Raw genomic sequence first — 18,701 nt, 5'->3', positions numbered from 1 at the left:
CGCCCGCTGACGAAGACGAGGTGTGACTCTTGGCGTTTCGGCGTACAGCACCGTCTCCTGGGACTTCCCCCTTGGGAAGCGCGCCCGAGCCGCCCCGCCGCGCACGCGACTTCGTGAAAACCCAGCTCACCGCCAAGGACGACGCCTCACGGGCTCGTCCTTTTTTCTTGTCTGAATGGAGGCTTTGATGACCAAGCGAGCCCTGAAGCGGATGGCGCGCGAAGGCGCACACGAGACCGGCCAATATGACGACGCCAAGGTGCGTCGCCTGCCGGTCGATCATCGCGGTTGGTCACCCCTGCCCCAGGACGGAGCCGCGAGCGGCGACAGTCGGGACCAGAGCTACCTAAAGACCATAAAACCCAAATCGCCGGGCCAGGCGCAGCTGATGGAAGCCATCGACGAGAAGAACCTCGTCATGGCCCTGGGCCCGGCCGGCACCGGCAAGACCTATATCGCCATCTCCAAGGCCGTGGAGGCGCTGGAGGCCGGCCGCGTCAGCCGCATCGTGCTCTCGCGTCCCGCCGTCGAAGCCGGCGAGTCGATCGGCTATCTGCCCGGCGACATGGAGGACAAGCTGGCCCCCTATCTGCGCCCGCTCTACGACGCCCTGACCGATCGCCTGTCGGTCAAGCGCATGCGAGCCCTGATGGCCGAGGGCGCCATCGAGATCGCGCCGGTCGGCTTCATGCGCGGCCGCACCCTGAACAACGCCTTCGTGGTGATCGATGAGGCCCAGAACTGCACCTACATGCAGCTGAAGATGCTGCTGACGCGGCTGGGCTGGCATTCGACCATGGTGGTGACCGGCGACCCGAACCAGTCCGACCTGCTGCCCGGCATCTCGGGCCTCGCGGAAGTCGCGGCCAAGTTCGACGCGGTCCCCAACATCGCCGTGGTGCGCCTGGCTGATCGCGACATCGTCCGCCACCCGCTGGTCGCGGAGATGCTGGGCGTCCTGTGATTTCGTAACAGCACACGACACTGAAGGCTTGAGTTTGAGGCGGTCGGGCGTGCAAGGTCCGGCCGCCTTAAGCTTTTGTTGGACATGTTGATGGCCGATACGACTGCGCCGCGCACGGAACTCACCCTTCGCGGGGTCCTGCTCGGCATTCTGATCACCTTGGTGTTCACCGCCGCCCAGGTCTATCTGGGCCTCAAGGTCGGCCTGACCTTCGCCACCGCGATCCCCGCCGCCGTCATCTCGATGGCCCTGCTGCGGGCGTTCAAGACCTCGACCATCCAGGAAAACAACATCGTCCAGACGATTGCGTCCGCGGCCGGCACGCTGTCGGCGGTGATCTTCGTGCTGCCGGGCCTCCTGATGATCGGCTGGTGGGCCAATGTACCGTTCCTGCCGACGTTCGGCGCCTGCGCCGTCGGCGGCATCCTGGGGGTGATGTACACGATCCCGCTGCGCCGGGCGCTGGTGACCAACTCCAACCTGCCCTACCCCGAAGGCGTCGCCGCCGCCGAGGTGCTGAAGGTCGGCGCCGGCTCGCGCGAAGGCGCGGCTGAGGGCAAGGCGGGTCTGGCCGCCATCGGCTTCAGCGCCTTGGCCTCGGCCCTGTTCGGCGCCCTGGGCGCGGCCAAGCTGTTCGCGGCCGAGATCGCCGCCTACTTCAAGTTCAAGATCGGTGCGGCGTCGGGCGCGACCGGCATCGGCGCCTCCAGCTCTCTGGCCCTGATGGGCGCGGGTCACCTGATGGGCATCACGGTCGGCGTCGCCATGTTCGCGGGCCTGTTCATCGCCTGGGCCATCCTGGTGCCGATCCTCACCCTCGTCACCCCCATGCCCGAGGCCGACGCCGCGACCCATGCCCTGACGGTCTGGAAGAGCCAGGTCCGCTTCCTGGGCGCGGGCGTCATCGGCGCGGCCGCCATCTGGACCCTGGCCAAGCTGGTCGGCCCGATCACCTCGGGGCTCAAATCAGCCTTCGCCGCCGCCCAGGCCCGCAAGGCCGGCGGCGCCAAGCTGCCCCGCGTCGAGCAGGACATTCCGATCGGCATCGTCGGTCTGGTCTCGGTGCTGCTGCTGGCGCCGGCCGGCTGGTTCCTGGCGCACTTTCTCACGGGCGGACCGATCGCCAGCCTGACGACGCCGCTGGTCGCCATCGGCATCGGCTATCTCGTCTTCGCCGGCCTCCTGGCCGCCGCCGTCTGCGGCTACATGGCCGGCCTGATCGGCTCGTCCAACAGCCCGGTCTCCGGCATCGCCATCCTGAGCGTGCTCGGCGCTTCGCTGATGGTCGGCATGGTCGGCCGCGGCGTCATCGGCCCGGACGTGACCAAGGCCCTGATCGCCTTCGCCCTGTATGTCACCACCTGCGTCCTGGCCGTGGCCGTGGTCGCCAACGACAACCTGCAGGACCTGAAGACCGGCCAGCTGGTCGACGCCACCCCCTGGAAGCAGCAGGTCGGCCTGATCATCGGCGTGCTGGCCGGCTCGATGGTCATCCCGTTCGTGCTGGAGCTCCTGAACCGCTCGTACGGCTTTGCCGGCGCGCCGAATCTGCAGGCCATCTCGGACGAACCGCTGGCGGCGCCCCAGGCCACCCTGATCTCGACCCTGGCCAAGGGCGTTCTGGGTGGAAATCTCGACTGGGGCCTGTTGGGCTATGGCGCCCTGATCGGCCTGGGCCTGGTCGCCGTCGACGCGATCCTGCGCAAGACCAGCCACGAGCGCCTCAGCCTGCCGCCGCTGGGCGTGGGCCTGGCGATCTATCTGCCCAGCTCCGTCACCGCCCCGGTGGTGGTCGGCGCCCTCGCCGGCTGGCTGTACGAGAAGGTCGTGTCGAAAGACCGCGCCGCCGAACCGTCCCGGCGCCTGGGCGTGCTGATCGCCTCGGGTTTCATCGTCGGCGAAAGCCTGTTCAACGTCTCCCTGGCTCTGCTGATCGTCTCGACCGGCAAGGGCGATCCGCTCGCCCTGCCCTTCGCGCCGTCCGAGCACGTCGGGATGTTCCTGTCGCTGGCGGCGGCTGCGATCGTGGTGGTCGGCTTCTACCGCTGGGCCCGCAAGGCCGGCGCGAAGGCGATGGAGGCTTAGGGGCTCATGTTGAAGGTCTGGGGGCGCGGCTCCTCCTTCAACGTTCAGAAGGTGCTTTGGCTGGTGGGAGAGCTTGGTCTTTCCCACCAGCATATCCCCGCCGGTGGCGACCATGGCGGGCTCGATGAACCCAGCTTCCTGGCCATGAACCCGCATGGACGAGTCCCTGTCATCGATGATGGCGGCGTTATGGTGTGGGAATCCCACGCCATTCTTCGCTATCTAGCAGCGCGATATGGCGGTTCCGAATGGTGGCCCGCATCGCCGGTCGATCGCGCCCAAGCCGACGGTTGGATGGACTGGGCCCAAACCGCCTTACAGCGCGATTTCCTGACGGGCGTGTTCTGGGGGTGGTATCGTACGCCGGAACCCGAGCGCGACAATGACGCGATCCGGACCGCCCTCGCCGCCTGCGCCAAACATTTCCTTCTGCTCGACCAGATACTGGCTAACCGACCGTTCCTCGGCGGCGACCAGCCTGGCCTGGCCGACATTCCATGCGGGACGCACCTCTTTCGCTACTACGCTCTTGAGATCGACCGCCCAAGAACGCCCAATGTCGAGGCATGGTACGGGCGTCTGCAGGCCCGTCCGGCTTATCGAGAGGCCGTGATGATTCCGTTCGACGAAATGAAAGGCCGGCTAGCCTACTAAGCCTCGCCAGGCCGAAGAATCGTGAACATCAGCTCCCGCCGCCCCCGATAGCCCAGCGACTCATAGAGCCGGATCGCCGTCGCATTGTCGGTATAGCTGTGCAGGAACGCCTTCTCGCCGCGCGCCAGGATCCGGGCGGTCACCTCGCGCAGCAGCCGCGCCGCATAGCCCTCGCCGCGATGGTCGGGGTGGACGCAGACGCCGCTGGCCTCGGTATAGCCGTCCGGGCGCATGCGCTGGCCGGCCATGGCGATCAGTTCGCCGTCCAGCCGTACGCCGATGAAATCGCCTAGCTGATGCGTGCGCGAGAAGAACGGCCCGGGCTTGGTCAGGGTCGCCAGGGCCAGCATCTCGGGCCCGTCGACATCGCCAAGGTCCAGCATCTCGAAGTCGACCTCCCAGGCCGGCACAACCTCGACCGCCTCCATCTGCAGGCAGACGGCGTTGGAGACCACCTCGGTTCCGGGAACCGGCGGGGTCGCATCGGGCGCGATCAGGCCCACGGTCCCATGCTCGCACACCAGGGCGCCGAGGTCGGCCAGCGCCTCGGGACCTTCATCCTCCAGGCCCGCGAACAGACCGTAGTCGGGATGCATCCGAAAGGCGCGCCCGCGCCGGATGGCCAGATGGCTTTGGCGGCCCATCAGGGTCGAACAGACGGGGCGATCGAGAACGTGAAAGGTCATGGCCCCATTCAAGCGGGGCGAGGGTCGGCGATCAACGCCCGACCGGGCCGCGCATACAAGGATCGCGGCCGCCGCGCGCCCCGTCGATCACCGACAGGGCGCGGGCGAGAAAGGCTTAGTCGAGGTCTTCGCCGAGAATGGCCATTTCGAACATGAACGAGCCGTCCTCGTCCTCGTCCTGGAAGACGACGCCGATGAACTCGCCGGCGACTTCGACCTCGGCCGAGTCCTTCTGCTTGGGACGCGGCTTCACCTGGATGTGCGGGTTGCCGAAGGTGCGCTTCAGGTGCTTTTCGAGCTTGGCGACGGTTGTGGCGTCCACGGGGGGATCCTCATTGATGGCTGGGCGCCCGGGGCGCTCGTCCGCGCGAAACTAGCGCCCGCCGCGAGAACGGCAAGCCGCTTAAGGTGGAGAAGGTGTGGACGCCCGCGCCTGAAGCCCCCTCGCGGCGTCTAATCCGCCGCACATATAGTTTGGGCCCCGGCGCGTCGCGCAGCCGGGACCCAGGTCCGCCCACTAGGTCGGGGGGCGTAGAGGGGCGAACGTGATTTAAACGCCAGCGCCCGGACGCGGTTCCCGCAAACTAGTTCGCTTCGGTCAGCTTGATCTCGAACAGCTTGGGCCACAGCTTGCCCGTGACGAACAGACGATCGCCGGCGGCGTCATAGGCGATGCCGTTCAAGACATCGTCGCGGTCGCCCCGCACGCCGGCTTCCGGCAGGAGGCCGGCCAGTTCGATCCAGCCCTTCACCCGCCCGGTCGCCACGTCGATCCGCGCGATGCGGGTGGTCTGCCAGACATTGGCCAGAAGCTCGCCCTTCACCCACTCCAGCTCATTGAGCTTGGTGACCGGGACGCCGTTGTCGGTGACCTGGATCCGGCCCGTCTCCTTCAGCGTCTCGGGATCAAGAAAGCGGATGAAGGCGGTGCCGTCGCTCATCATGATCCGCTTGTCGTCGCGGGTCAGGGCCCAGCCCTCGCCGGGATAGCTGAACTCGCCCAGCGTCTCGAAGCTGTCGATGTCGTAGATAAAGCCGACCTGGTCGGTCCAGGTCAGCGCATAGACCCGGTTCTTCCAGTCGACGATGCCTTCACCGAAATAGCGGGAGTCGATGGTCCGCTCGGCCTCGATGGCGCCGGTTTCCAGGTTCCACTTGCGGATGAACGACCGGCCCTGCAGGCCCGTGCTCTCGAAGATGAAGCCGTCGCGATAGAGCAGGCCCTGGGTGAACGCCCGGGTGTCATGCGGATAGCTCTTGACGACCTTGTAGCCGCCCACCGGCGCCGGGGCCGCCAGCACGGGCGCGGCCAAACCGATGGCGGCGGCCAGCACCAGGCCGCCGAGGCGACGCAAAAGCAGTTTCACTCAGATCTCGTAGCTGGAGGTCGAATAGACCGCTTCGGCCAGGGTGTGGTCCATGGTCTTGGCGGGTTCTTCGCAGGTCGGGCAGTTGACCAGGCGTGCGGGCACGCCGGCCGCCGTGCAGTGGGCCGGCACGGGTCGCAGGACCACCGAGCCCGAGGCCACCTTGGCGTAGTCGCCGACGGTGATGTTACCCAGCACCTTGGCGCCCGCGCCCAGCAGCACGCCCTTGCCGATCTTGGGGTGGCGATCGCCGCGCTCGGCGCCGGTGCCGCCCAGGGTCACGCCATGCAGCATCGAGACGTCGTCGCCGACCACCGCCGTCTCGCCGATGACGATGCCGGTGCCGTGGTCGATGAACACGCCCTTGCCGATCTTGGCGGCGGGATTGATGTCGACCTGGAAGACCTCGCTGGAGCGGCTTTGCAGATAGAAGGCCAGGGTCTCGCGGCCCTGGTTCCACAGCCAGTGCGACACGCGGTGCGTCTGCAGCGCCAGGAAGCCCTTGAAGAACAGGAACGGCTGGACATAGCCCTTGCAGGCCGGATCGCGCTCGAACACCGCCTTGAGGTCGGCCTCGGCCGCCTCGACGATCGACGGGTCATCCTCGAAGGCGTCGGCGGCGAACTCGCGCGCCGTCATCGCCCGCATTTCCTGGTCGCCCAGCTTCCGCGCCAGCTGGAAGGTCAGGGCGTCGGCGAGGTTGTCGTGGCTGAGGATCACCGCGTTCAGCAGCGACGCCAGCGCCGGCTCGGCCTTGGCGGCGTGTTCGGCCTGGTTGCGCAGCGCGACCCACACCGGCGTTTCGGTGTCGGACGTCACCACTTCGAGATGCTTCGGCATCGGGATCTCCCTTCCCAGGCGCGAGGCCAGCATAGCGCATCCTGTTTGAAAATGCTCTAGGCCAACGAACGACGCCTTATGCGAGGATCAAAGCGGCCAGATCGGCCGGCAGTTCGCCTCGCACCGCCATATGGTGCGTTCTCAGCAACAACGCCACTGTAATTGCGTCGGGCATATGGCCTGCGGTCGCCGCGTCCAGCGCCTCGCGGAACGGCACCCGTGCGACGGCGAAGTCCTCGGTCTCGTCCGGCTCGCCCGCGGTGGGCGACAGACCCATGGCCAGAAAGCCGTAGGCGATCTCGTCGGTGACGGAGTTCGAGAGCTCCATGCGCAGGATCAGCCGCCAGTCGGCGGCTTGCAGTCTGACCTCCTCGGCCAGCTCGCGCTTGGCGCCGTCCAGTGGGTCCTCGCCGTGCGGTGCGCCGCCCTCGGGCAGCTCCCAGCTATAGTTGGCCAGGGAAAAGCGGTTCTGGCCGACCAGCGTCACCGTGCCGTCGTCGTGCAGCGGCACGATCCCGATCGCCTGGTTCTTGAAGCCGACCTTGCCGTACAGCGCCGGCCGCCCGGTGGGCGCGATGGCCTGATACTCGGTCAGGGTGATCCACGGATTGTCGTAGACGACCTTGCTGGACGAGACGCCCCATGGCTTTCCATGCGGCCTGAGCCAGGCGGGCTTGCGGTCCGGTTCGTCGGCCAAGTCGCTGATCCCCCATCTAGGCCGCCCTGCGGCCACAGGCCTTGTCGCGGCCGCCTCGCGGCCATAGGTCTGCGACTTACAACGCTTCGGAGACATCGTCTTGGCCGGTTCTGTTCCCCCCGCCCCCGAGTTTGGCCAGACCCTGCCGATCGAGGCCGCGCCCGAGGTTGTGGCCTTCCTGGCCAAGCGCCGCTCGGCCAGCGCCATGACCTTGACCGCGCCGGGTCCCAATGACGAGCAGTTGAGCGAAATCCTGCGGATCGCCGCGCGCGTGCCCGATCACGGCAAGCTGGCCCCCTGGCGCTTTATTGTGCTGACGGGCGAGGCCAAGGACGCCTTCGCCGAACGCATCGCCCCGCTCGCCGACAGCCAGGCCAATCCGACCAAGGCCACGGCGGCGCTGCGCAAGCTGACCCGCCCGCCGGTCTGTGTCGCAGTGATCTCGCGTCACATCCCGGGCGAAATCCCTGAGTGGGAGCAGCGCCAGAGCGCCTCGGCGGTGTGCCACCAGATGCTGCTGGCCGCCGCCGCCCTGGGCTGGGGCGCCAACTGGATCACCGACTGGTACAGCTATGACCCGCGCGCGACCGCGCTCCTGGGCCTGGCGGACGGCGAACAGGTGGCCGGCTACCTCTATCTCGGCACGACCACCGAGCAGCCGCAGGAGCGCCCGCGCCCCGACGTGGCGGCGATCACCAGCTACTGGTCAGCCTAGCGGGGGTCTTCAGCCCCGACCGCGATAGGGCGCAACGCCCTGATCCGGGACCCATAGCCCTTCCGGCGCGGGTCCGGTCTGCCAGAACACGTCGATCGGAATGCCGCCGCGCGGATACCAGTAGCCGCCGATCCGCAGCCAGCGCGGCTGCGCGATCTCGACGATCTTGCGCGCCACCTTGACCGTGCAGTCCTCGTGGAACGAGCCGTGATTGCGGAAGCTGGTCAGATAGAGCTTCAGCGACTTGCTCTCGATCAGCCAGTCACCCGGCGCATAGTCGATGACAAGGTGCGCGAAATCAGGCTGGCCGGTGACGGGGCACAGCGAGGTGAACTCCGGCGCGACGAAGCGGGCCAGATAGAGCACGTCGCTCTGCGGATTGGGCACGCGCTCAAGGACGGCGGCCTCGGGGCTTTCGGGCGCGTCGACGACGCGGCCCAGCTGGGTGACGTTCAGATCGGTCATCGGCGCGATTTAGGCCTCCGCGCCTCCCGAGACAAGCGCGCGGCGCCCCGCTACAAGGTCGCAAACAGATGTTCGGGAGAGACGCGATGTTGGGACGGGACTTCGAAGGGTTCACCGTGGTGGTCACCGGCGGCTCCACGGGGCTGGGTCGGGCGATCGCCGTGGAGACCGCCCGGCGCGGCGCGGGCCTTGTCGTGATCAACTTCGCCCGCAGCGCCGAGGAAGCCGAAGAGACCGCAAGGCTCGTCCAGGCCGAAGGCGCCAAGGCGGTTTTGGCGCAGGGCGACGTGTCCAGCGATGAGGATTGCCGCAAGATCGCGGCCGCCGCCGCCCCCTCGGGCCGCATCGATGCGCTGTTCAACAACGCCGGCATGACCAAGTTCGCGCCGAACCATGCCGATCTCGACGCCGTCAACGCCGAGGATTTCCTGCGGCTCTATTCGGTGAACGTCGTCGGCGCCTTCCAGATGGTCCGCGCCGCGCGGTCGCTGCTGGAGGCAGCGCCGGCGCCGGGGGCGGTCGTGAATACGTCGTCCATCGCCGGCGTGGTCGGCAACGGCTCATCGGTGCCCTACGCCGCCTCCAAGGGCGCGATGACCACGATGACGTTGTCGCTGGCCCGCGCGCTTGCGCCGCGCATTCGCGTCAACGCCGTCTGCCCGGGCTTCATCGACACACCGTGGTTCGAAAAGGCCATGGACGCCGAGCGAATCGATCGTCTTCGCGCCGGCGCGGCTGCGGCGACACCGTTGAAGGTCGCCTCCACCGCCGAAGACATCGCCGGCGCGGCCGTCTTTCTGGCGTCCCCTGCGTCGCGGCATGTCACCGGCGAGACCCTGTTGGTCGACGGGGGGCTCCACCTCGGCGGCGCAAGCCTTTCCATGCGGTAAAGACACAGCCAAGCTGGATTCGCTTTTCAGGCGCATGTGACCAAGCAGCGCCTGGATTGCAGCAAAATCGTCACACATCGCCCAAAGTTTGAGCCCTAGGCGCCCTTCTCGCTGGCGTTCACCGTCCCCCGATTGCACTTAAGGACGTGCCTCCAACTAATCAGTCGGGGACGCAAATGCGCTTACAGGCGCTGTCGGGGGCCGGGAACCAACCTGGCTGACGACACAGACAAGGGGATAGAGTTATGAAAGCCATGAAGATCGCGCTGGCCGCCGCTGTCGCCACGGTCGCCCTCGCGGGCGCCGCCTCGGCTCAAGAGCTGAAGGCCTCGTACAACCTCGGCATCACCAGCGACTACGTGTTCCGCGGCGTGAGCCAAACCCAGGAAGATCCGGCCATCTCGGGCGGCATCGATCTGTCGTACGGCATCGGCTACGCGGGCGTCTGGGCTTCGAACGTCGACTTCGGCGCGGATGATCCGACGGCTGAAATCGACTTCTACGCCGGCATCAAGCCGACCGTCGGCGACACCTCGTTCGACCTGGGCGTGCTGTACTACGGCTATGTCGACGACAAGGGCCTGACCCCGGGTTCGTACAGCTTCGTCGAACTGAAGGCCGCCGCCTCGCGCGCCTTCGGCCCGGCCACCGTCGGCGCGGCCGTGTTCTACTCGCCGGAATATGCGGGCAAGGGCGGCAGCTCGACCTACGTCGAGATCAACGCCGCCATGCCGGTCGCTGACAAGCTGACCCTCTCGGGCGCCGTCGGCAACCAGAGCATCAAGAACTACAAGGACTACAGCACCTGGAACCTGGGTCTGGCCTACGCCCTGACCGACAAGCTGTCGGCTGACCTGCGTTACCACGACACCAGCGAGCACGGCCTCGGCAAGATCTATGACAGCCGCGTGGTCGTCAGCCTGAAGGCCGCTTTCTAAGCGACTTTCCTAGAGCCCTCTAGCTTTAGATGAGATCATCTAGAGCGTTTGAGAGGGCTCTAACTGTTTGATTTTAGAGCCTGTTTATCTGGTTTAGATGGTTCCATCTAAACCAGACAGGCTCTAAGGGTAGACATGGAAGCCGCCCCGGTTCGCCGGGGCGGCTTTTTCGTATCTGCGTCAGGCGATCGGCGTCCGCGGCGGCCGCATCGCCAGCACCGCGACGAACACCACCGCCGTGACGGCGGCGAAGAGCTCAAAGGTCGGGGCGAAGCTGCCCAGTCGGTCGCGCATGGCGCCTGCGATGAACGGCCCTGCCGCTGAGACCGCGCCAACCAGACAGGTCAGCGAGAACAGCTCCAGATTGCTCTGGCGGCCATAATAGTTGAGCAGCAACACCGTCACGGCCAACACCGTCAGGCCAAAGCCCACCCCTGTCCCGATCGCATAGACCAGCATCAGGGCGGGCGTCGCCGCCTTGGCCAACGCCAGAAGGCCGATCACCAGCATCGCCTGGGCGAACACCAGCAGCCAACGCGGATCCACCCGGTCTCCCAGCGCGCCGCCTGCGAGGCGTGCGAGGGTCTGCATCAGGGCCTCGAGACTCAGCATCTTGGCCGCCAGGGCGCCGGCCGCCACGGCCGCCACGCCCGCCGCGACGCCGATCTCGGTCAGGTGCGACACCGATACGCTGGCGACCGTCACGCCGGCCAGCAGGTGCGAGAAGTAGGCGGCGACCAGGATGTAGAATTGCGGCGTGCGCAGCGCCTGGCGGACGGTCCATTCGTGCGCGGTGCGATAGACGCGCGCATTGGCGGGCGCCTGTCGCGCCGCCTGCTCGACCTCGACATCGACCTCTCGCGCGGCCGCCGCCAGCCACTGGGAGCCGCCGACCATCAGGGCGCATAGGCCGCCCACGGCGGCCGCCAGGACCGCCTGCACGATCCAGAAAGCCCGCCAGTCGTCGCCGCTGGCCTGCATCAGGCTCAGCACCATCCACGGCCCGGCGGCGCCGCCCAGCGATCCGAAGGTGAAGTAGAGGCCAAAAGGCAGGGCGCGCTCGCGAAACAGCGACGACAGCACATGCGTGCCCGGGATCAGGGCCGCCATCTGGAAGCCGACGCCGCACGCCGCCGCGCCCACATAGTAGCTGATCAAGCTCTCGGCGTTGGCCAGGCCGACGAATCCGCCGGCCAGCACCACAGCGCCCACCAGCAAGGTCCCCCGCACCCCGATCCGCCGGATCAGGATCGCCGGCAACCAGGACGACGCCCCGGTGAAGACGCCCAGCACCGAAAAGCCCAGGAACGCCTTCTCAAAGCTCCAGTTCAACTCGCCGATCATGGCCGGCAGAACCACGCCCAGCGAGCCGTAGGTCGAGGCGGTGATCAAGAACAGCAGCAGGCTGAACGCCGCCAGCAGCAACCAGGGGCGGAAGCGGGACGCGGTCACCGGCCTCCCTCCTCACCCGCAAGGCGGGGGAGGTGGCGCGCCGCGAAGACGCGGCGTGACGGAGGGGGCGTCCCCAGCGGCTGCGCCCCCTCCACCGCTTCGCGGTCCCCCTCACCCGTTTCACGAGGGAGGATGCGTTGCTCAATCATCAAAAGGTCCGCTTCAGGGTGGCCCGCCACTCGCGCCCCTTGCCGGGCAGGGCGCCGAGATTGGCGTAGGTGTCGGCGTCCGGGGTGAAATAGAAGGTGTCGAACAGGTTATCGACATTGACCGACAGAGTGTAAGGCCCCCGGCTGACGAAAGCCGACGCATTGACCACTTCATAGGCCGGATAGCGCACGGCGTTCTGCACCGTGCCCGAGGTGCGCCCCACATGGCTGGCGCCCAGCGTCGCCCCGGCCTGCCCCCAGTCATACCCCTTGCTGGTGTAGGTCCCGTAGAGGCTGAGCACCGACTTCGGCGTCAGGGTGTAGGCGTAGTCGCCGCTGCGCCCCGGCAGGCCGGCGAAGCTCCAGACCACATACGAGCCGCCATAGGCCTGGGGCCCCGGCACGCCGGCGGTGTAGGCCGGGATGTACTGGAACGAGGTGTCCGGCCCCTTGATCGTCGTGCGCTGGTTGTTGCCGGCGAAGGTGAAGGACAGCCGTTCGGACGCCAGCCAGCGCACCTCCAGCTCGACGCCCTTGGCGCGCGTGCCCTGCACGGTGGGCGGGGCGATGGCGCCGGTGATCTGGGTGCGGTTCTGGCGATAGGCCGCCAGCGAACCGATCAGGGTCCCACCCAGCAGCTGGAACTTCACCCCGGCCTCGGCGAGGTCGGAGCTGGACAGCCACGAGCCGTCGGCCACCAGACCCGGCGCGATGTCGCCGCCCTGGCTCATCTCCAGCGCCGCGGCCTTGGCGTAGCTGGCGTAGGGCATCAGGCCGATCGGCAGCTTGTAGGTCAGGCTGGCGTTCCAGGTCGCCTTGTTGCGATCGGCCGTCTTGCGGCCTGTGACCGTGTAGCTGAGGAAGCCGGTGTCCTGGCTTTCGACGCTGTAGCGATCCCAGCGCCCGCCCAGGATCAGGTTCAGCCGACCGATGTCGATGTCGGAGGTGACGAAGGCGCCGGTCTGTTTCCAGGTCGAGCGGTTGTCGTTCTCCCACTTCAGACCCACGCCGCCGGGCTCGTCGTCGAAGGGGCTGTCGATGATGTCGGTCGGCGTGGCGCCAAAGCTGATATCGCGGCGGTCCAGGGCGATCATGCCGCTGTTGTAGCTTTCGCGTCGGCGTCCTTCGAACCACCGATGCGAGCCGCCGACCAGGGTGCGGGCGCTGGCCGCGCCGAGGGTGGTCGGGAAGGCGTAGGTCAGGCGGACTTCGCTGACCTCGGCGTCGATCGCCGACGGATAGCCATAAGAGACGTAACGCTTGTTGTCCTGGCGATCGTGGAACAGCTGCAGCTTCAGCGCCCGATCCTCGCCCAGATCCTTGGCCAGGTCGAAATACAGCGTCTGGGTGTCGGTCTTCGAGAAGTCGGCCGGGCTGATATAGACCGTGCGGCGGTCCAGCTTCGTCGTGCCGACCCCTACTTCCAGCGTATGGACCGCGTCGGTGCTGAAGAAGCCGTAGTACGGGATGTAGAGCGCGCTGGCGAAGGGATAGAAGCCCACCTCGTTAGGCGTCAGGCGGCCGTTGCCGTCAGTGTCCTTCAGCGTGGTGTCGCGACCGGTGATGTAGGTGCGGTTGTCGATCAGGTCCTGGGTCAGGCGGTTCCAGCCCGGCGTCTGCACGTCGCCCCGAGAGCGGAACAGCATGCCGCCAAAGGCGGTGCTCCAGCCCTCGCCCAGATCGAAATCGGCCGACAGTTCCAGCGTCTGGTGACGCGGATAGATGCCCTTGTAGAAACTGTGGCTGTCCTCGGCCTCGCCGTAGACATAGACGCCGCCCTCAGCGCCGCCGAGGCTCACCGGCGCCCCGAACTGGGCGGTGAGCAGCTTCTTGTTGTAGCTGCCGACGGTGGCGGTGACCTCCCCTTCCGGTCCGGCCAGGAACCGGCCTTCGTCGCGGGCGGACTTGGGGATGAAATTGACCAGGCCGCCGACCTTGCCCGCGCCATAAACCGGCGTCGGCGGACCGCGCAGGATCTCGATCCGCGCCGCCCCGCCGATCGGGGTCGAATAGGTGCCCCGGTTCTCGACGCGCTTGAAGCCGCGGAAGTAGTTTTCGGCCAGGGTGCCGCGAATGTTCAGCGAACCGGGCACGCCATAGAAGCTGGCGGTGTGGGTTCCGGGCGCGACCTTGGTGGCGGCGTCCAGGGTCAGAACGCCATAGCGCTCCAGCGTCAGGTCGCTGACCAGGCTGGCCGAGCGCGGGGTCTCGATCAGAGGCTTGTCGATCCCGAACACCGTCTGGCTGGGCTGTTTCTCCAGCAGGCCCGCCTTGTCCCGCGCCACGATCACCACCGTATCGACGCGGTCGGACAACTGCGCGTCGGCCAGGGCGGGCGAGGCGGCGGCCAGGGCCAGCAGGCTGGCGGACAGAAGGATGCGCTGAGACGACATGGATCGAGCCTTCACCGCGCCGGGTAAGAGCCCCGGCGGTCACGGCTCGATATCTGGGGATGTCTTGACCTTCGTCAAAATGCCTTCTGACATTTCAGAGGGAATTATGATGAGGGTGTGACCCGAATGCTGCAGCTTACGTAAAGGGAATGATGACCCTTGGGACCGGGTGCGGAGGCCTACGATCTAGGATCGAGCGCCGGCCTCGGGCTGGACATCCAGAATCCGCAGCATCGCCCGCCGCGAGCCCTCGACGTCGCCGCTGGCGATGACCCGCGCGACCTGACGATGCTCCTCGATCTCGTCCAGCAGCTCCTGTTCGGACGCGCCGTTGAACGAGAACACCCAGAAGCGAGCGGCCTTGTGCTGCAGCGGGATCAAAATGCGGGCCAGGGCCAGATTGCCCGAGGCGCGCGCGACGGCGGCGTGGAAGCGCAGGTCCATCGCCACCAGGGCCGGCAGATCGCAGGTCCGCGAGGCCTCGTCCCCGTCGGCGAAGACGTCGTACATCGCCTGGGCCTCGGCCTTGCTGGCGTTCCTGGCGGCCAGTTGCGCACAGTGCGGCTCGATCAGCACGCGCGCCTCATAACCCTGGCGCAGCTCCACCAGGTCCAGCGGCGCGACCGTGGTCCCCGAACGGGCGCGGCGGATGATCAGCCCCTCCAGGGCCAGGCGTCCAAGGGCGTCGCGCACGCCCGCCAGACCGGTGTCGTAGTGCGCGGCCAGCGACTGCTCGTCCAAGCGAGCCCCGGCCGGCAGTTCGCCCAGGATCAGGTCCAGCAGGATGCGCTCATAGACCTTGGTCTTCTGCAGCTCGGGCGCCCAGTCTTCCAGGCCCGAGGAATTGGCGACATCCAGCACCAGACGACGTCCGGCGGGCGATTTCAGCGACGGCGAGGCCATGGAGAATCCGTGAGCGGCGGGCGCTGATAGGTAGGGTGAAATGTCAGACAGCGCCAGATGATCCTCGCTCCCAGGAAGAGCTGTCGGCTCGAAGAGACGACGGAGAGACAAGAGGCCGGGACGTGACAGCTCCCCCCCTCCGGCCGCTACGTCCAGAATCCCAGCCCACTGGATGGCCAGCGCCGCGCGAGCTGATCAGTCCGCGCCATGCCATGGGATGCATGAAGGTCCGCTTCCAGAGCAGGTGTCGTTTGCTGCTTACGACCCTAAGCGGGGGGCTGCGCCTTGCCGCCTTGTCGAGCGGAGCCGAAGTGGCCTTCCGGTCTGGCCGACTTCAGACGCCAGTCCTCTTCCAGGTTCAGGTTTCCAGACCGCTCGCCATGGTCTCGATCGCGGCGGCGATCTGCGTCCAGCCGTCGTCTGACTTCAGATCTAGTCCATTGAACCAGCGTATTTTGCGACGGCGCAAGGCGAGATAGGCGATGCCCCCAGCCAGGACGGCGCTGGCGGCGCTGAGGCGCGTCTTGTCGGCGACATCAGGAAACAGCTCGGCCATGAGCCGCAGGCCGAGCAGCTCGCGAGCCTCCTCCATTATGGCGGTCAACTCATTGCGCTCAACCAGTTCCCATACCATCAGCTCCAGCACCACCGGCCGGGCGAGCAGCGCCCGGGCGTTGCGCTCTAGGATGCGGGCGGCGCGGGCCCCGACGGGCAGCGCCAGCAGGGCCTCCACGGTGTCGCCTTCGCAATGGTCCTCGAATGTGGGGAAGAAGTCAGGGGCGAAGGCGATGGCGCGGATCAGGCCCGGAAGGTCGCCGAAGTAGCGGTAAATCAGCATCTTATCGACGCCCGCGCGGCGGCCGATCGCCGAAGGTGTCAGAGCCGAAAAGCCGCCCTCGACCAGCAAGGCCTCCGTCGCTGCGCGCAGCCGCGCCTCGGTGTGCGGCCGGTTTCGGGCAAGTCTGGCAGCCTTTGGGGGCGCATCGGCGGGATTGTCCATGGGCCCCTCATAGCAAGTCTCTTGACGGAGACAAAATTCCACTTAGTCTCCAACCAGAGACTTATGGGGAAATTCATGACGGCCTTCCTTCAGGCGCCGGCGCTCGCCCGCAACCGCTCGACTCTTCTTGTGATCGCCGCAGGCATTGTCGGATGGGTGGTGTTGAACCTGGCCGTGCTGAAGCTGGCGAACGGCTTCCTGCCCTTCGACCGGCCGAACATGGCGGGTGCGCCCTTCGGGGTCCAAATGGCGATGCCGACACTGGGCCTGATTGAGCAGCTGGCCCTGATGGGGCTGGTCTGGCTGCTGACCCGCAAGCGCGAGCCCGTCGACATGGCGGCGCGAGCTCCAGCGGTCCGTCGGGCCTGGGCGGAAACCTTGGGCCTGCTGGCCTACGCCATGGCGGCGCAGGTGGGCGGGTGGCTGCTTGGGCCGGCCTTGGGCTATCGGCCCTTCAGCTTCCACATTGCCGGCACCCTGGTGGGTTGTTCGGTCCTAGCCTCGCCCGGAGAGGCGCTGGTTTGGGCGGGTTACAACTTCTTTGCCTTCGCCCTTGTTCCCTACCTCTGGTTCCGTCGGCGCTACACGGACCGGGACCTCAATCTGATCTCCTCCAACCGGCTCAGCGACTGGTTGGTGATCGCCGCCGTGCTGATCGTGGAAAGCGCCGTGCAGCTGGCGGCCATGCCGGGGGTTTTCAAGATGAGCCCCGAGGCCTTCATGAAGGCGGCGCCGATCGCCTTCCTACTGTATTTCTTCGGCACCGTGCTGCCGACCATGGTGCTGATCTACGCCATTCTGCTGCCCCGCTATCTGAAGCTGACGGGCTCGATGGCGCTCAGCGTCATCCTGGGCGGACTGACCTACGCGCTGATGCATCTGGTGGAAGGCTGGTCGCTCTTCACCAGTCCGCGCGACATCGCATTGTCGCTGCTCTTCGTCTTCGTGAGCTATACAGGCCCGGGCATGTTCAAGGCCTATGTGACGCTTCGCACCGGCAACGCCTGGGTGCACGCCCTCGGCTACCACGCGGTCGCCCCCCATGTGATCGTCGACGCGCCCATGATCGCCAAGGTGTTCAGGATAGTGTGACAGGGGCGCCGGTGATCAGGCTGAGATCGGTATGCCGTCGGCGGCGACACCGAAGACTGCTCACAAGCCATGGCGGCCTTCACTTGCGCGCTCCTCCCCCAGAGGGGGAAAACGAAAATGCGCGGGCCTTCCGCCCTGAGGAGACGTGCACCCCTCTCCCTATGGGAGAGGGAGCATGGTCCGCCGCCCCCGCTAGGGGGAGGATTCCGCTTCCTCAGAACGCCGGCACCACCGCGCCCGCGTACTTCTGCTCGATGAACGCCTTGACCTCCGGGGTGGTCAGGGCGGCGGCCAGCTTCTTCACACGCGGGTCGTCCTTGTTGTCTGGACGGCCGACCAGATAGTTCACGTACGGGCTGGTCTTGTCCTCGATGATCAGGGCGTCCTTGCTGGGGTTCAGCTTGGCGTCCAGGGCGTAGTTGGTGTTGATCACCGCCAGATCGACCTGGTTCAGCACCCGCGGCAGGGCCGGCGCCTCCAGCTCCTTGAACTTCAGGTTCTTCGGGTTGCTGGTGATGTCGCGCAGGCTGGTCAGCGGGTTCTTGGGGTCCTTGATGGCGATGACGCCGTTCTTGGCCAGCAGGATCAGGGCGCGGCCTTCGGTCGAGGCGTCGTTCGGGATCGCGATGGTGGCGCCGTTCGGAACCTCGGCGATCGACTTCCACTTGGCCGAATAGGTCCCGATCGGCTCGACATGGACGCCCTGCAGCGGGATCAGGTTGGTGCCCTTGTCGCGATTGAAGCTCTCCAGATACGGCAGGGTCTGGAAGTAGCTGACATCAATGCGCTTTTCGGCGACCTGGGTGTTGGGCTGGACGTAGTCGTTGAACACCTTGATCTCGAGGGTCAGGCCCTGCTGCGCCAGCTTGGGCTTGATGAACTCCAGCACCTCGGCGTGCGGCACGGCGGTGGCCGCGACGGTCAGGGTGTTGGGATCGCTGGCCTTGGGCGCCTTCGGGCCACACGCCGCGACAGACATGGCGGCGAGGCCGAGGACGAGAACAGCGCGGCGGGCGACCATGAACAGCTCCACAAGACGATCTAGGCGATAGGGTTTTGCCCGCTCGGGCATGGCGAGGGAAATCAGATTTCCTGAGACGATCCCGAGCCCCTGCACCGAGATCGCTTGACGTTACGACCAAACAGGTCGCCTGGATGGGGATGGCCAAAGAAACCGTCCACATCGTGCAAGCCTATGTCGCCCGACGCGGCAAGGGGTTGAAGGCCGAACAGCAGATCGGCTGCAAGACCGCCGAGGAGGCGCGGCGCAAGGCCGAACGGCTGGCGCCGCTGCGCGAAGGCGTCGTCGCGTTCTCGGCCACGGCCGATGTCGAGCTGGGCGACTATGACGAAAACCCCGACATCCTGTTCAAGGCCGGCCGCCTGCCCTTCCCGTTCGACCAGGCCTGAA

General features: G+C 66.8%; 21 protein-coding genes. 9 read left to right on the top strand and 12 right to left on the bottom strand.

Annotation, left to right across the window (positions count from 1 at the left end; all coding sequences use genetic code 11):
- Positions 1-29 precede the first annotated feature (29 nt).
- From CVUC_RS19580 to CVUC_RS19565, 4 genes are all read left to right on the top strand, one after another.
- Positions 30-188, top strand: a complete 159-nt coding sequence (locus CVUC_RS19580) for a hypothetical protein (protein WP_024265826.1) — start codon at positions 30-32, stop codon at positions 186-188.
- Entirely contained in the window at positions 176-964 is a 789-nt protein-coding gene (locus CVUC_RS19575; RefSeq protein WP_012640545.1) for a PhoH family protein, read from the top strand. Before CVUC_RS19580 ends, CVUC_RS19575 begins: the two co-directional genes overlap by 13 nt.
- Before the next feature lie 84 nt (positions 965-1,048).
- Complete coding sequence (locus CVUC_RS19570) at positions 1,049-3,049, top strand: OPT family oligopeptide transporter (RefSeq protein WP_096033934.1); 2,001 nt, start codon at positions 1,049-1,051, stop codon at positions 3,047-3,049.
- A 6-nt stretch (positions 3,050-3,055) separates the two neighbouring features.
- A complete protein-coding gene (locus CVUC_RS19565; RefSeq protein ID WP_096033935.1) occupies positions 3,056-3,703 on the top strand; it encodes a glutathione S-transferase family protein in 648 nt (215 codons plus the stop codon).
- On the opposite strand, the gene CVUC_RS19560 is transcribed toward CVUC_RS19565, so the two are convergent.
- The 5 genes from CVUC_RS19560 to CVUC_RS19540 form a co-directional block, all read right to left on the bottom strand.
- Positions 3,700-4,389, bottom strand: coding sequence for a GNAT family N-acetyltransferase (locus tag CVUC_RS19560; RefSeq protein ID WP_096033936.1), 690 nt, complete (start codon positions 4,387-4,389; stop codon positions 3,700-3,702). The two genes, CVUC_RS19565 and CVUC_RS19560, sit on opposite strands and share 4 nt — an antisense overlap.
- Positions 4,390-4,504: 115 nt before the next feature.
- Positions 4,505-4,711 carry a DUF3126 family protein gene (locus CVUC_RS19555; RefSeq protein ID WP_012640547.1) on the bottom strand — a complete coding sequence of 69 codons (207 nt, stop codon included), beginning with the start codon at positions 4,709-4,711 and terminating at the stop codon, positions 4,505-4,507.
- Between the two features lie 262 nt (positions 4,712-4,973).
- A complete protein-coding gene (locus tag CVUC_RS19550) occupies positions 4,974-5,756 on the bottom strand; it encodes a glutaminyl-peptide cyclotransferase (RefSeq protein ID WP_010920502.1) in 783 nt (260 codons plus the stop codon).
- Positions 5,757-6,596 (bottom strand): serine O-acetyltransferase, encoded by an 840-nt coding sequence (gene cysE, locus CVUC_RS19545; RefSeq protein WP_164468180.1) that lies wholly within the window; start codon positions 6,594-6,596, stop codon positions 5,757-5,759.
- 76 nt (positions 6,597-6,672) lie between these two features.
- Complete coding sequence (locus tag CVUC_RS19540) at positions 6,673-7,389, bottom strand: NUDIX domain-containing protein (protein ID WP_096033938.1); 717 nt, start codon at positions 7,387-7,389, stop codon at positions 6,673-6,675.
- A 4-nt stretch (positions 7,390-7,393) separates the two neighbouring features.
- Between CVUC_RS19540 and CVUC_RS19535 the strand changes: the two genes are divergently transcribed.
- Positions 7,394-8,008, top strand: coding sequence for a nitroreductase family protein (locus tag CVUC_RS19535; protein WP_096033939.1), 615 nt, complete (start codon positions 7,394-7,396; stop codon positions 8,006-8,008).
- Positions 8,009-8,017: 9 nt separating this feature from the next.
- Here CVUC_RS19535 and queF read toward each other — a convergent pair whose 3' ends face one another.
- Entirely contained in the window at positions 8,018-8,473 is a 456-nt protein-coding gene (gene queF, locus CVUC_RS19530; protein WP_010920506.1) for a preQ(1) synthase, read from the bottom strand.
- 68 nt (positions 8,474-8,541) lie between these two features.
- Between queF and CVUC_RS19525 the strand changes: the two genes are divergently transcribed.
- Together CVUC_RS19525 and CVUC_RS19520 are read left to right on the top strand one after the other, a co-directional pair.
- Complete coding sequence (locus CVUC_RS19525; RefSeq protein ID WP_164468181.1) at positions 8,542-9,363, top strand: SDR family NAD(P)-dependent oxidoreductase; 822 nt, start codon at positions 8,542-8,544, stop codon at positions 9,361-9,363.
- Between the two features lie 245 nt (positions 9,364-9,608).
- Positions 9,609-10,301, top strand: a complete 693-nt coding sequence (locus CVUC_RS19520; protein ID WP_010920508.1) for a TorF family putative porin — start codon at positions 9,609-9,611, stop codon at positions 10,299-10,301.
- A gap of 180 nt (positions 10,302-10,481) precedes the next feature.
- Here CVUC_RS19520 and CVUC_RS19515 read toward each other — a convergent pair whose 3' ends face one another.
- The 5 genes from CVUC_RS19515 to CVUC_RS19495 form a co-directional block, all read right to left on the bottom strand.
- Complete coding sequence (locus tag CVUC_RS19515) at positions 10,482-11,753, bottom strand: CynX/NimT family MFS transporter (RefSeq protein ID WP_096033941.1); 1,272 nt, start codon at positions 11,751-11,753, stop codon at positions 10,482-10,484.
- On the bottom strand, positions 11,750-11,902 hold the full coding sequence (locus CVUC_RS19510; RefSeq protein WP_024265828.1) for a hypothetical protein: 153 nt from the start codon (positions 11,900-11,902) through the stop codon (positions 11,750-11,752). The genes CVUC_RS19515 and CVUC_RS19510 overlap by 4 nt, the downstream gene beginning before the upstream one ends.
- On the bottom strand, positions 11,902-14,310 hold the full coding sequence (locus CVUC_RS19505; RefSeq protein WP_096033942.1) for a TonB-dependent siderophore receptor: 2,409 nt from the start codon (positions 14,308-14,310) through the stop codon (positions 11,902-11,904). Before CVUC_RS19505 ends, CVUC_RS19510 begins: the two co-directional genes overlap by 1 nt.
- A 171-nt stretch (positions 14,311-14,481) precedes the next feature.
- Positions 14,482-15,198, bottom strand: coding sequence for a GntR family transcriptional regulator (locus tag CVUC_RS19500; RefSeq protein WP_096033943.1), 717 nt, complete (start codon positions 15,196-15,198; stop codon positions 14,482-14,484).
- A 358-nt stretch (positions 15,199-15,556) separates the two neighbouring features.
- A complete protein-coding gene (locus tag CVUC_RS19495) occupies positions 15,557-16,198 on the bottom strand; it encodes a TetR/AcrR family transcriptional regulator (RefSeq protein ID WP_096034803.1) in 642 nt (213 codons plus the stop codon).
- Between the two features lie 75 nt (positions 16,199-16,273).
- On the opposite strand from CVUC_RS19495, the gene CVUC_RS19490 reads away from it, so the two are divergent.
- On the top strand, positions 16,274-17,290 hold the full coding sequence (locus CVUC_RS19490; RefSeq protein WP_164468183.1) for a hypothetical protein: 1,017 nt from the start codon (positions 16,274-16,276) through the stop codon (positions 17,288-17,290).
- Positions 17,291-17,504: 214 nt separating this feature from the next.
- On the opposite strand, the gene CVUC_RS19485 is transcribed toward CVUC_RS19490, so the two are convergent.
- Entirely contained in the window at positions 17,505-18,317 is an 813-nt protein-coding gene (locus tag CVUC_RS19485) for a MetQ/NlpA family ABC transporter substrate-binding protein (protein ID WP_164468282.1), read from the bottom strand.
- A 134-nt stretch (positions 18,318-18,451) separates the two neighbouring features.
- On the opposite strand from CVUC_RS19485, the gene CVUC_RS19475 reads away from it, so the two are divergent.
- Positions 18,452-18,700: a hypothetical protein gene (locus tag CVUC_RS19475; RefSeq protein ID WP_096033945.1), complete on the top strand. Its 249-nt coding sequence runs from the start codon at positions 18,452-18,454 to the stop codon at positions 18,698-18,700.
- The last annotated feature ends 1 nt before the right edge of the window (position 18,701 follow it).

It is taken from the genome of Caulobacter vibrioides (assembly GCF_002858865.1).
Taxonomy (GTDB): Bacteria; Pseudomonadota; Alphaproteobacteria; order Caulobacterales; family Caulobacteraceae; genus Caulobacter; species Caulobacter vibrioides.
This window is presented reverse-complemented; position numbering and strand designations above follow the sequence as displayed.